This is a genomic window from Vibrio sp. 1751 (genome assembly GCF_033339895.1).
GTDB lineage: Bacteria > Pseudomonadota > Gammaproteobacteria > Enterobacterales > Vibrionaceae > Vibrio > Vibrio alginolyticus.
In genome coordinates this window covers 1-13,165 of the sequence record NZ_JAWOVM010000041.1, presented here as the reverse complement: position 1 = coordinate 13,165, position 13,165 = coordinate 1, and the positions used below count along the sequence as shown (strand labels likewise).

Below are 13,165 nucleotides of genomic sequence, written 5' to 3'. Positions count from 1 at the left end.
ATGCGAAGTCTTAATCTGATTTTCCAACGTTGGGTAGTGGATCAATTCAGACTGCAGAAGAACGCTTACGAGCAAGCCTGGAATTGTAAAACAAACTGGGTTGGTGAGTGTGCTTTGTCTTTTTGGTTTTCATTGAGTTTTGTATTTTTAAAGCCGGTTATTTCGGGTGTTCCCTCATGGAAACTGCCTTTGGTTTACTATCCAAACGTTAATTTTGCTGCGCCAAGATGGTTTGATCCTGTACGTTTTATTATCCAAAGCGTGTGGTTGCTTTGCTTCAGGCAAAACGTAAATACAGCATGGTCCAAAAAAACCAGCAGCTTAGCGATGACTTTAGCCGAGCAAATTCGCAATGCGTTCTACTTGCCATTTGAATTGGTTGCAAAAGGCGTCCGCTGGTTAGAACAGACAGCGAACAACATCAAAGATCCACAAGTTCGAGAGCGTATTAAAGCAAGTAAGTCCGCGATGGCGTTGAACTACACTTTGCTGTTTTTCGTGGTGTTAATCGCTTTGCTTTGTTTTACGGTGCCATTTGGTTATCAGGCTCAGACTGTCTTTGTGCTGTTACTCTGGGCATTAGCGATGATGGTCCGTCGCATGCCGGGTCGTTTTCCTACCATGCTTTTGATCATCTTGTCGGTTACGGCCTCATGTCGATACTTGTGGTGGCGTTATTCGTCTACCCTGAACTGGGACGATCCTGTTGCTTTGTTTCTAGGGGGCGTTTTACTTCTAGCTGAGACGTATTCTTGGATTGTGCTAATGCTTGGCTATTTCCAAAATATCTGGCCATTGAATCGCAAACCAGTATCGATGCCACCGGATCAGTCAACTTGGCCAACCATTGACTTGATGATCCCTACTTACAACGAAGATCTCGATGTTGTGAAAGCGACGGTTTATGCCTCGTTAGGTGTCGATTGGCCGAAAGACAAACTTAACATCCACATTCTGGATGACGGCAAGCGTGATAGCTTCCGAGATTTCGCCAAAAGTGTAGGGGTGAACTACATCCGCCGCCCAACGAATGAACATGCGAAAGCCGGTAACATTAACTATGCGTTGAAGCAGACCAGCGGTGAGTTTGTTGCGATTTTTGACTGTGACCATATTCCTACACGAGCATTTTTTCAGCTCACAATGGGGATGTTCCTGAAAGATCCAAAGTTGGCGCTTATTCAGACGCCGCACCATTTTTTCTCACCGGATCCTTTTGAGCGTAACTTATCGAACTTTCGTAACGTGCCAAACGAAGGCAACTTGTTTTACGGCCTGATTCAAGATGGTAACGACTTATGGGATGCGACTTTCTTCTGTGGCTCGTGCGCTATTTTACGTCGAGAGCCTTTAGAGGAAGTCGGTGGTATTGCAGTCGAAACCGTGACGGAAGATGCGCACACGTCTCTGCGCATGCACCGTTTAGGCTATCGTTCTGCATATCTTAAGCAGCCGATTTCTGCTGGTTTGGCGACAGAAACATTGTCTGCACATGTTGGGCAACGCATTCGTTGGGCTCGCGGGATGGCGCAGATATTTAGGGTAGATAATCCATTGACTGGAAAGGGGCTTAAGCTCTCTCAACGGCTTTGTTACGTCAATGCCATGCTGCACTTTCTATCTGGTATCCCGAGGATTGTATTCCTGATCGCACCCTTGGCTTATTTGTTGCTGCATTCCTACGTGATTTATGCACCAGCGCTGGCGATCATTTTGTACGTATTACCCCACATGATTCACGCCAGCATGACCAACTCTCGTATGCAGGGTGACTACCGTTATTCGTTTTGGGGTGAGGTATACGAAACCGTGCTTGCTTGGTATATCGCAAGGCCAACAACGGTGGCTTTGTTTGCGCCCCATAAAGGGACATTCAACGTAACGGCAAAAGGCGGTTTGGTTGAAAAGTCTCACTACGATTGGGTGATCTCTCGACCATATTTGGTTTTGGTTGCACTCAACATTTTGGGCTTCGCTGTAGGGATTTACCGAATGGGGTGGGGGCCTCAAAATGAAATCGGTACAGTTATCGTGAATCTCGTATGGACGATGTACAACCTGTTGATTTTAGGTGCTGCCGTTGCGGTTGCAGTAGAAGCTAAACAAGTGCGAAAAGATCACCGAGTAGAGGTGGCGATTCCTGTCGCGGTTAGGCTTAATTCTGGGCATTTAATACAAGCGCAGATGAAGGATTTCTCTTTGGGGGGCGTGCGCATAGAAATTGACGGGGTCGATGAACCAACCTGTGCTTACTTACTCGGTCAAACCTTAGAAGTGATCCTCAATCGAGGTGGCCAAGAATTCGTGTTCCCTATGACGGTTGCCTATGCTCATAAGGGGATATTTGGTTTACAACTCAACGAATTGTCTCATCAACAACGAATCCAATACGTCCAATGTACATTTGCACGTGCAGATACATGGGCGAAATGGCAACAAGGTTATCAATCAGATAAACCTCTATCGAGTATGCAGGCTGTACTGCAAGTCGGCTTTAATGGATACAAACGCTTGCTGCAACATTGTCCTAAGTTTGTTCAGGTCAGTGTGGATGCACTTTTATTTTGTATCGAATTTATTTGGTCACTAAGACCTCGTTATGTCCCAATCAGGACCTCAAGTCATGCTAAATAATAAAAAACTAACAGCGTTGACAACGGCTATCACTCTCATGTGTATGTCGTGCAGTCTCGCGGCACAAGAAGTAAGTCAGCAACAAGCAATGCCTTTGGCACAGCAAGATGCTGAAGATTCGACCGTGTTTAAGCGCGTCATCCCATTTAGTCAATTAGGTTACAGTGGTTCAATTGCTATCCAAGGTAGTGAGGCCAGTGCTTATATTGGTTTCGGTTCGCGACTCGATGAGGTGGTATCTAAAGCAACGTTGCACTTTGATATCACACCTTCGCCAGCGTTGCTCTCTTTGGTTTCTCACGTCAAAGTGTATTTGAACAACGAACTTATGGGAGTAGCGTCAATCGTCGATGGCCAGCAAGGCAAAAAGTTGAGCTTATCTATGCCGCTGGACACTCGTTACTTTAGTAATTACAACCAAATTCGCTTTGAGTTAATAGGGAATACTCAGAAAGACTGTGCTAATCCCAATGACTCGAGCATTTGGGCTGAGATTAGCCAAAGTAGTCGAATTGAGATGCTTGCTCAAAAGACAGTGCTGGAAAGTGACTTGAGTTTGTTACCGGCTCCTTTTTTTGATGTCCGTGATTTCAGCCAGTTAAATCTGCCTGTCGTGATGGGTAGCAAATACGATTTAGATGATGTCAAGGCTGCCGGTGTCTTGAGCTCTTACTTTGGTGCTCTTGCGGGTTGGCGTGGTGCTCAATTCCCTTTTAGTGTCGACACGTTACCTAAGCGCAACGCCATTGTCTTTGTTACCAATGACAACAAACCTGAGTTTCTGAGAGATTTTCCAGACACGGATGGCCCTCGTCTTCAAGTCATCACTCATCCAACAGACCCGTACGTGAAGTTTCTTCTGGTGACAGGCCGTGACAGTAAGGATCTTAACATTGCGGTGCAAGGTTTGGCGTTGGGAAACCAACTTCTTACTGGACCAATCGCGAAGATTAATGAAGTCAAACAAATCAAACCACGAGTCCCGTACGATGCGCCAAACTGGGTGAGTACGGCTCGTCCTGTTGCATTGTCTGAGTTAGTCGAACAAAAAAGCATGCTGCAAGTGGAAGGCCGAACGCCTCCACCAATCAACGTAAGTTTGCGTTTACCACCCGATCTCTTTACTTGGCAAAGCCGTGGTATACCGATGGATCTTAACTATCGTTATTCACCGCCTGCTGCGGATCATTCCGGCTCTCGTCTGACTTTGAGTATTAATGACCAATTCATTGAGGCGTTCAACCTAACCACAAAAGGTCAAGGTGGAGAATCTAACCGTATACGTGTTCCTTTGTTAGATGATGGCATTCTAAGTGGTGATACGTTTGTTCGCATTCCGGCTTTTAAGGTGGGTAGTCAAAACCGAATCGAGTTCGAATTTGGCTTTGCTTCGGTGACCGATGGGCAGTGCCAGGTAACGCAGCCAAGTAAGCAATACGCGGTTATTGATGGTGATTCTACTATTGATTTTAGTGGTTTCCCCCACTACATCGAAATGCCAAATATGCGCGCTTTTGCTACATCCGGTTTTCCTTACACTCGCATGGCTGATTTGTCAGAAACTGCTATTGTTGTTCCAGAGAGTGCTCCAAAAGAAGTGTTGCAAACCTTCTTAAACGTCATGGGGTCATTGGGACGTGACTCTGGGTACCCAGGTATTCAGGTGCTTTTGACAGATAAATGGAATGCTGAGCAACTAAAAAATAAAGATATCCTGACGATTGGTGTTGTGGATGCATTAGAAGAAGCCGCTAATAATCCTGACCAAGTTAACTTAGTGGTTAAAGAGGGTCAGAGACAAATTCGCCTACCAAGCAAAAATGAAAAGCAGCTCGGAATGAACTGGATGAGTCCAAGTGATGCTCGTCAAGCCGCCGCAGATTATGTTTCTGTCGAGGCAGAAGGCTCTTTTGCTGCTATTTATGGTGCAGAATCGCCATTTACGAAAAAACGCAGCGTCATTTCTATTATGGCGGCTCACCCGTCAGATTTTTCGTCGGTTGATCGCGCGTTGGCTGACTCCGGTAAAGTGGAGCATATGTTTGGCTCGGTGGTGACGTTGAGAAATAACGAAGTAGCAAGCTACAACGTGGGTTCGCACTACTATGTCGGTAAGCTTCCTGTGTGGCAGCTCGTTTGGTATCACTTCTCTAATCACCCAGTCATCGTTGCGTGCTTTGCCGCCTTGCTAGTGGTGATCGTAACCATTGTGCTTTGGCGCGTATTACGTCAAGTCGCGTCTAGACGTTTAGAAAAAACTGAGGAAGAGGAATAATGAAAAAACTCATCTCGTTCCTTATGTTGTTCGTGTCTCCTTACTTGTGGGCTAACACCTGCGAGTGGCCACAATGGGAAACATTTAAGTCGGTATACATGGAGCAAGGCCGAGTCGTTGATGGCAGTGACGAGCGTATGATTACAACCTCGGAAGGCCAATCTTACGCATTGTTCTTTGCCTTGGTTGCCAATGACCCTAAAACCTTCGATCAGGTTTTAAAATGGACTCAATCACATTTGGCTGGTGGGGATTTGACGGCAAGGCTTCCTGCTTGGTTGTGGGGAAGAAAAGAAAATGGTCAGTTCGGAGTCTTGGATTCTAACCCAGCGTCAGATTCAGATTTGTGGATAGCTTACTCCCTTGTTGAGGCGGGGAGATTATGGAATAACTACTACTATCAGACCCTTGGACATCTGATCGCGAGTCGTATTTTACGTGAAGAAACCGTCAACATAGCGGGAGTTGGAACGGTATTGTTGCCAGCTCCAACGGGCTTTGATGCCGACGGCCAGTACCGTGTGAATCCGAGTTATGTTCCGTTACAACTGATTGCTCGTATGCAGTCGCTGTACCCGCAATACAACTGGGACTCAATGTATAAGGCAAGTGTTCACATGCTAGAGAAAACGATGCCAGCTGGCTTTAGCCCAGACTGGGCAGTATTGAGAAATGGTCGTTATAGCTCAGATGTGGTTACAGGGCCGATGGGCAGTTACAACGCGATCCGCACTTATCTTTGGGCGGGTATGCTAAATGACCAAGTTTCAGAAAAAGCAGTATTAGTACAAAAAATGCAGCCGTTTGTCGCGGCAACCAAAGCCCTTGGTGCGCCAGCGAGAGAAGTAAATACTGAAACGGGTAAATATACCCAAGCAGGAAGCGCAGGTTTTTCTGCTGCGGCTCTTCCGTTACTCGCGGCTTCTGGTGAATCTGCGCTGTTGGAGACGCAGTTTCGTCGTGCTCAAAATGAACTTGTGGTGGACAAAAACGATCATTATTACGACAACGTATTAAGTCTATTTGGGCTTGGTTGGCATGAAGAACGTTACCGTTTTGGTGTGCAAGGTGAATTGCTTCCTGTATGGAGCGAGAGATGTCAGTAACAGGATTCGTGTTATGGTGGATTCCACTGGTTGCTTTGGCGGCTGGTGGCGTCGGCACTGTGCATGCAGAAAGCTTTAGCTCAAAACCTCTGACAAAGTCGCAGCTCGCACAGGTCTACAAGCCTATCGAGCTGGTTCAATTTTCCACATCATTAGCACGAGTTGACTCGGTTGAGTGGTTGGTTGAGCAGCTAAAACTGGCGGATGCGATTGGCCGAGATGATATTGTCGAGAGTACTCTGGAGAGGCTGTTCGCGATTGAAGAAAGCAATCCAACGGGGCTTTTCTATCAAGCGAATATGTATCTGAAACGTAAGCAGCCAGAATTAGCAAAACCGGTATTTGAGCGCTTAATCAGACAGGCGCCTCATTCGACTCAAGCGAAAAACTTGTCATCGATTATGGCTATTCAGGGAGAGAAAAGAGCGGATTATCAGCGCGCTCAGTTGCTTGCAAAATCTGGTCGTTACGATGAAGCGATTCAAGCTTACAAAGCCCTTTTCCCAAATGGAATGCCATCACCAGCGTTACAACTGGAATTCCTACAGTTGCAAAGTAATTTGCCAGGCAGTTGGAGCTCGGTAAAACAGGGACTGGAACGTTTAAATGCAAATTATCCTAGTGTTCCGTCTTTTCAACTCGCGTTAGCCAACCACATTCGCAAAGAGAATCCTGCTGATCCATGGATTCTCGATACCTATAAAAAGTTAGCGCTTGCTCCTTCGGTTGGAACAAATGCGGCAACGTCGTGGTTGCGTGCATTGGATCAATTGCCTATTTCAGATCAAGTTGTTCAGCAATATGCCATCTTAGCTAGCTACTACCCGTCTGACATGGAGATACAAAGAGCGAATCAAAGCGCGAAAGATCGCTGGAAAAAGGAAAAGGAACTACGCAAAGACCCCACTTATCTCGCCAAGCTCAAAGGGTTAGCGTTGCTCGAGGAAGATAAAACCGGCCAAGCAGAAGCTCAGCTGCGTTATGCGTTGACGACTCGTCCGCAAGATCCTGAATTGCTTGGTGCTATGGGTAAGGTTTATCTACGTAGAGGGCAGCAACAAAAAGCGCTCGGATACTTTAAACAGGCTCAGCACTTAGATCATAATCCTGACTCGGCCTCAAAATGGGCAGCGCTAATCGAGACTTCTCAATATTGGGCGTATCTTGATCAAGGTGATGCCTTGGTCGAAAAAGGCCAGTTTAAGCAAGCAGAAAGCGCTTATCAAAAAGCGATTCAAGTAGATAAATCCCAACCTTATGCTTATTCATCATTAGGCTCTTTGTATCTGGTACAAGAAAATTATGCCGCGGCAGAGAAGGTTTTCAAACAAGCTTTGCAACTGGATAGCAGCAATAGCTCTGCATTGCGTGGTCGCTTAGATGTTCGTATTCAGCAGCAAGATTGGTCTGGCGCGGAAGCACTCGCGCGCAGTTACTCAGCCCCACAGCAGAAAGTGGTCGCTGAAAAAATAGCGAGCATCAAGTCGGAAGTTATTTTGACTCGTCTGCGGATCGCAATCGCTCAAAATGATCAGGCAACGATGAAAGCGTCCGTAGAGGAATTGATTGCGCTACAGCCAACCTCCCCATGGTTAAGGCTTGATATTGCTGACGTGGTTCATTCAATGGGCGACAAAGTACGCGCGGATACGCTGATGTCCGATTGGGCTACATCTAGTAATGACCCTGAAATGAAATTTGCTTACGCGCTTTATCTCGCGCAGGACTTCAACGTGAATGAGGCCATCGCTGAGCTAGAGAGTATCGCACAACATGACATGACAGACGCAATGCAGCGCAATTTAACCCGCTTGAAGCTTGATGCTCAGTTGAGAGACATTCAAACGCGTTACTTAGCTTCTCCCGAATCAGTAATGGCGATATTACGTGCGCTAGAGTCGGATTATCAAGGTCAAATTCAACCGCTCGCTCGTCTAGTGAGTGCGTGGTTAGACATTGATGAAGTTAAGGAAGCTGAGAGGATTTTCCAAAACATTTCGCTTTCAGAAGATTGGTCAACCGATGACAAACTGGCTTACGGCAGCATGATGGTAAGCTTGAATCACTTTGAAGATTTTGATCGTTGGTACGCGGACTTAGCATTAAATTCCGCAACACAAGATTTAAGTGCTTCGGAAGTATTACAGCTTGATGAACTCAAAACCCGTCGACTGTTGAGTCAAGCGGATCTGATGCTGGTTAATCAACAGCCTAAGCTTGCGTTGGATTTGTATGAACAAGTTTCTTTAAAGCCTGAGCCATTTAAAACTCAAGCAGAAATTGGCATGTTGCAAGCCAGTGCTTTGACTGGAGATGAAGCGACGTATCACGACATGCACCTCATTTTGAATAAAAAGCGCGATAGCTTAACTGCGGCACAGTTGATGACAGTGGTCGCGGTGTTTAATCAACAAGGCTATCGGAATGACGCTAATGCGCTAAATCAGTTGTTGGATGCGATGCCTGATGCTGATGCATTAGCGTTTCGCAATAGCATGTCTATAGCAATGATAAATCAACAGTGGGCCTTAGCTGAAACACGCGCCTATCAAGCCTTAAATCGTGACCGAATGGATAAAAATCGTGAACCTGAAGAGGCGAAAAAAGAACCCCTAAGCTTACGCGAGCTATATGATACTGCTGACGACTACTGGTTGACTCGTAACGTCAAATCGGACATCGATAAACTGCATGATCGGAGTGATGGGCATGTCATGATTGGCTGGGATTACAGTGCACGAGATGGCCGTAATACTTCGAATCAAGTGCCCATAGAAGCCCGAATCCCGATAGAGAGCTGGGATGGACACCTGTTGCTAAAAGCTGATTATGTTTCTATCGATTCAGGTCAGTTGGACTATTATGAAAAAACCACCGATTCTGACAGCACTTCGTTCCAAAATGACGCATCAGGTATGGCATTTGGAGTGGGCTGGCAGGCTGAAGATTGGTTGGTCGATATCGGCACGACACCAATTGGTTTCGACCATACCACATGGGTTGGTGGTGTGCGCATCAATGGGGACCTGGGTGAGTTCGGTTGGACGGCAGAAGCTTCGCGTCGCCCAGAGACCAGTAGCGCGCTTTCTTATGCTGGAATGTCTGTCCCTAGCGGCACGACTGACCCTCAAGGGACTAAATGGGGCGGAGTTGCTCGTACAGGTGTGAAGTTGAGCTCAAGCTGGGACATTGGTGGCCCTTACGGTTTTTGGAGTAGCTTGCAGTATCATGTTTTGACTGGTGAAAAGGTTGAGGACAACACTCGTTTAGGCGTGCTAGGTGGAGCGTACTACAAGTTAATTGCAACGGATGACCAGCGTTTAAGTATAGGTACGAACTTAATGTACCTTGATTACGACAAAAATCTGGGTGAGTACACGCTAGGTCACGGTGGCTACTACAGTCCGCAAAGTTACTTCTCGGTGTCTTTACCTATCAACTTTTATGGCCGATACAACAGTTCTTGGTCATATCAATTGAGTGCATCCGTCTCTAACTCTTGGACTAAGGAAGACGCGCCATACTTATCGACAGTAGCGGAGTCAGACAAAGGTGGTGGTTTTGGTACGTCGTTGCAAGCGGCGGTGGAAAAGCGAGTCAGCAAACGTTGGTATCTTGGTGCGTTAGTCGATGTACAACGTTCTGAGTTTTATACACCAAACCATTTCATGCTTTATGCCAAGTACACCTTTAATGATCGTTGGCAACCAATAGAGTATCCGCCAGTAGCACCAACGTTGTATAGCGACTTCTAACAAAAAACAAAGGCCGGAAATCCCGGCCTTTGTTGTCTTCTTCCTAGAAGAATGCGACGCTTAGTACAAAATTGAGTAAAGCTGGCGACGATATTTGCTTGCTAATGCGTTACCTTGACCTAGCGCACTGAGAATATCCATAAAAGTCTTCTTCACGTCACCGTCTTGGGCGCCCAAGTCTTTTTTAAGAATATTCCACAGCAGTTCCAACGCTTCTTCATCCCGACCAACTTGGTTGTATTGTACCGCCAATTCACAAGCGAGTTCGAAGTTTGCCATGTCTGCTGCGTATGCTTGTTCTAGTCGCTGTAACTCAGGGCTATCTGCAGCCTGCAAATGCAGCTCGAGCTTGGCTATTAGGCTCTTGTAGTAGTTATCTTGATACTCGAGAGGGATAGCGTTCAGTAGTTCTTGGGCAATATCAAATTGTTTGGTTTCTAGCAAACAATCAGCCATCGCGAGTTTCACATCACCACGCTCTTGCAGCTCTGGCGGCAAAGTGTGGATGATGCTCAAAGCCTGAGCATGCTCACCTTGCTGAAGAAGTTCACTGACTTGTTTTAATAGTTGTTCATCTGGGCTTGGCAAATGCTTTTGTAGCATGGTAGCAATGGCATCAATTGGCTGGGGGCCTCCCAGACCATCGACGGCTTGACCATTTATAAACAGCGCGATAGTTGGCAATACTTGCACGCCAAATTGAGACGCTAAAGCGGGCTGATCTTCACAATTTAGTAGAGCAAGCGTAAATGCACCGTTGTACTGTTGAGCAAGAGATTGCAACTCAGGGAGTATCTGTGCGCTTTCTGGCTGAGCGTTGGCCCAAAAGTGGATCAAAACGGGCGTGTTCATTGATCCTTCAAGCGTTTCGCGAAAGTTCTGTTCTGTTATCTCAACGATAAATGGGGATTGCATCAGAGTATCCTTGCCTTGTGTCTTGTCGTTGATATTAGATATGGAGTTGATTTAGGTGAAATTCAAGCGAAATTCACCATCAATAATGAATCATTCTATTTTGAGAAAACGTGAGGTAATAGAGTGAGGTAATAGAGTGAGGTTATTGCTGCTCAGGTGTTAGATAAAAAGAAAACGCTGCCGAAGCAGCGCAATTCTAATGCTATTTGTTAGTGCGGTATCAAAATAGGATGAACATGGTCAACACTACACCCACACTAAGCCAGTTAAGCTGATTTAATGTCATTGTTGCCTCGCAGTAGTATAAACATTGCTACAAAACGTAATGGGTGGCGATACCAAATCTAAGCAACTCAATCACTTTGGGCGAAAGAATCCCCGCTGAATTGCGTAGAAATTGATTCGTTTAGTTGAGGTTTTTTTAACCTACATGTTCATAATGACATCACATTGTTACGGTGAAATTACATTTCGACAAAACTTTTTTATGCAGCCTGTCGCAAAATTTTATCAAGTACACGGGTTGGTAATAGTCTTTTCAAGACTGCGAATAATTTAGTCGGTGTAGTAATTCGATAACGAATTTTCGGTGAAACGCTAGTTAATGCATGAAGAACTGGTGCGATGCAAGACTCTGCAGGCAAAACAAATCGATTATTAGACTTGTCGTTGTTGAGTCGCTCTCTTTGTCCTTCATAAGCATGACGATGGGGGCTAGATTCAATATCAACCCACTTCTCAAAGGCTCGTAATGCATTGTTTCTAAATTGAGTTTCGATCGGTCCTGGTTCTATCAATGCCACTTTGATATTCGTATCCGCAAGCTCTAGCCTGAGCGTATCTGTCCAGCCTTCTAAGGCAAATTTTGATGCATTATAGGCACCACGGTATTTCATTGCGGCAAAACCAAGAACAGAGCTGTTTTGTATGATGCGTCCTTCGCCTTGCTGGCGCATATGAGGAAGCACCTCTCTGACCAACTGGTGCCAACCAAAAAAGTTGGTCTGAAATTGATCTTGAAGAGCCTCGGTGGGTAAGTCTTCCAATGCTCCGGGCTGACCATAGGCACCATTATTGAACACTGCGTAAAGCTTACCTTCTGCTAACTCTAGCGCTTGCTTCACGCCCGAAGAAATGCTTTCTGGGCTATTTAGGTCTAGATTGATGCAGGTTAGCCCTTCATTAATTAGGCGCTGGACATCTTGTTCTTTCCTACAAGATGCAATGACATTAAATCCCTTGTTTTGTAGGGCGTGAGCGCACACGTAACCGATGCCGGTTGAACAACCCGTAATAAGAATCGACTTTTTCATAATTTAATTTAAGACTCAGAAACCTTGATTAGAGCCATCATTCATCAGCTCCGGTCATGAAGCAAGTGCTTGAGTGCTGGCTCTATTCTGGAGTAGCTAAATTTAAAGCCCAGTTCGGTGAGTTTTTTGGGTTTGGCTCTCATGCTATCAAACAATAAGCAGGAAGATTCTCCCATTAGGAGTTCCATCGCCCATTTAGGCGTGAACAAGATATGCGGACGTTTTAGCGTTTTAGCTAGTGTGCCGCTGAATATACGATTAGTCACAGGATGGGGGGCGCACATATTGAATGCACCGTGGGCATGTGGTGTTTCAAGCAAGTACATGATGGCGCGGACCATATCTAGGATGTGAATCCAAGGCATGTACTGATTACCGTTCCCAAGTGGGCCGCCTACGCCAAGCTTGTAAGGTAATAGCATCTTTGCCAACGCACCACCATTAAGGCCGAGTACCACGCCAGTTCTCATTAGACAAACCCGAGTTTGCTCCGACTCTGCGCGCTTGGCTATTTGCTCCCACTTTGCACAAACCTCGTGAGGAAAGTCGTCGCTATTAACATGTAAGCACTCATCAAACGGATGGTCTTGTTGATCACCATAGTAGCCAACTGCCGAGCCACTAATAAAAACAGAGGGAGGTTCGGTACTTGCGTGGATCAGCTCAACAATTTGCTCGGTAATTTTCCAACGACTTTTGCAGATTTTTTCTTTTTGCTCGCTGGTCCACCTTTTATCCGCAATAGGCTCACCTGCAAGATTAATGACGGCATCAACGTGATTGAGATCGGCGAACGACTCGAGCGAGTCAAGGTATTCGATATTACCCAGATCAGCATGCTGTAGGCGTTGTTTTGCTCGCTCTGGAGAGCGTGTAAGTAGCATAACTTGGTGAGTTGATAGCAGCTTGAGCAACTCCGAGCCAATAAACCCAGTGCCACCTGTGAGTAATATCTTCATGTTATCTCTTTGAATGTACACGTATTAGAACATTATAGTCGTTTTGTGCTTAGCTTGATCATCTCAACACCATTATTTCTGGGATAGTGACAAGCTGGCAGAGATACTATTAACTTCACATATTAGAAAATACTTAGTATCAAGTTTGAAGTGCGACACTTAGAGTAGCTGCTCATAAATATACTCTGTTGGTGTCTTGTAACCAAGC

Annotated in this window: 7 protein-coding genes; 4 read left to right on the top strand and 3 right to left on the bottom strand. The window is 45.8% G+C overall.

Annotated elements, in window-relative coordinates; all coding sequences use genetic code 11:
• Genes bcsA through R7041_RS13850 form a run of 4 tightly spaced genes read left to right on the top strand, consistent with a single transcriptional unit; the run spans nt 1 to nt 9,770 of the window.
• Complete coding sequence (bcsA, locus tag R7041_RS13865; protein WP_025766999.1) at nt 1–2,634, top strand: UDP-forming cellulose synthase catalytic subunit; 2,634 nt, start codon at nt 1–3, stop codon at nt 2,632–2,634.
• Entirely contained in the window at nt 2,624–4,909 is a 2,286-nt protein-coding gene (gene bcsB / locus R7041_RS13860; RefSeq protein ID WP_017819964.1) for a cellulose biosynthesis cyclic di-GMP-binding regulatory protein BcsB, read from the top strand. The genes bcsA and bcsB overlap by 11 nt, the downstream gene beginning before the upstream one ends.
• The gene (bcsZ, locus tag R7041_RS13855) at nt 4,909–6,015 is read left to right on the top strand and encodes a cellulose synthase complex periplasmic endoglucanase BcsZ (RefSeq protein ID WP_054575226.1); all 1,107 of its coding nucleotides are present in this window, start codon (nt 4,909–4,911) and stop codon (nt 6,013–6,015) included. Before bcsB ends, bcsZ begins: the two co-directional genes overlap by 1 nt.
• Complete coding sequence (locus R7041_RS13850) at nt 6,006–9,770, top strand: cellulose synthase subunit BcsC-related outer membrane protein (protein ID WP_064369051.1); 3,765 nt, start codon at nt 6,006–6,008, stop codon at nt 9,768–9,770. The genes bcsZ and R7041_RS13850 overlap by 10 nt, the downstream gene beginning before the upstream one ends.
• Before the next feature lie 60 nt (nt 9,771–9,830).
• Here R7041_RS13850 and R7041_RS13845 read toward each other — a convergent pair whose 3' ends face one another.
• The 3 genes from R7041_RS13845 to R7041_RS13835 all read right to left on the bottom strand — a co-directional run bounded on the left by R7041_RS13845 (nt 9,831) and on the right by R7041_RS13835 (nt 12,957).
• Nucleotides 9,831–10,685 carry a co-chaperone YbbN gene (locus tag R7041_RS13845; protein WP_005388628.1) on the bottom strand — a complete coding sequence of 285 codons (855 nt, stop codon included), beginning with the start codon at nt 10,683–10,685 and terminating at the stop codon, nt 9,831–9,833.
• A 485-nt stretch (nt 10,686–11,170) separates the two neighbouring features.
• Nucleotides 11,171–11,998: an SDR family oxidoreductase gene (locus R7041_RS13840; protein ID WP_025766996.1), complete on the bottom strand. Its 828-nt coding sequence runs from the start codon at nt 11,996–11,998 to the stop codon at nt 11,171–11,173.
• Nucleotides 11,999–12,042: 44 nt separating this feature from the next.
• Nucleotides 12,043–12,957, bottom strand: coding sequence for a TIGR01777 family oxidoreductase (locus R7041_RS13835; RefSeq protein WP_047102894.1), 915 nt, complete (start codon nt 12,955–12,957; stop codon nt 12,043–12,045).
• Nucleotides 12,958–13,165 lie beyond the last annotated feature (208 nt).

Bases quoted from the DNA above. Each gene is read 5' to 3' on its own strand.
- R7041_RS13840 (WP_025766996.1), bottom strand. From the start codon at position 11,998: ATGAAAAAGTCGATTCTTATTACGGGTTGTTCAACCGGCATCGGTTAC.
- R7041_RS13845 (WP_005388628.1), bottom strand. From the start codon at position 10,685: ATGCAATCCCCATTTATCGTTGAGATAACAGAACAGAACTTTCGCGAA.
- bcsA (WP_025766999.1), top strand. From the start codon at position 1: ATGCGAAGTCTTAATCTGATTTTCCAACGTTGGGTAGTGGATCAATTC.
- R7041_RS13850 (WP_064369051.1), top strand. From the start codon at position 6,006: ATGTCAGTAACAGGATTCGTGTTATGGTGGATTCCACTGGTTGCTTTG.
- bcsB (WP_017819964.1), top strand. From the start codon at position 2,624: ATGCTAAATAATAAAAAACTAACAGCGTTGACAACGGCTATCACTCTC.
- bcsZ (WP_054575226.1), top strand. From the start codon at position 4,909: ATGAAAAAACTCATCTCGTTCCTTATGTTGTTCGTGTCTCCTTACTTG.
- R7041_RS13835 (WP_047102894.1), bottom strand. From the start codon at position 12,957: ATGAAGATATTACTCACAGGTGGCACTGGGTTTATTGGCTCGGAGTTG.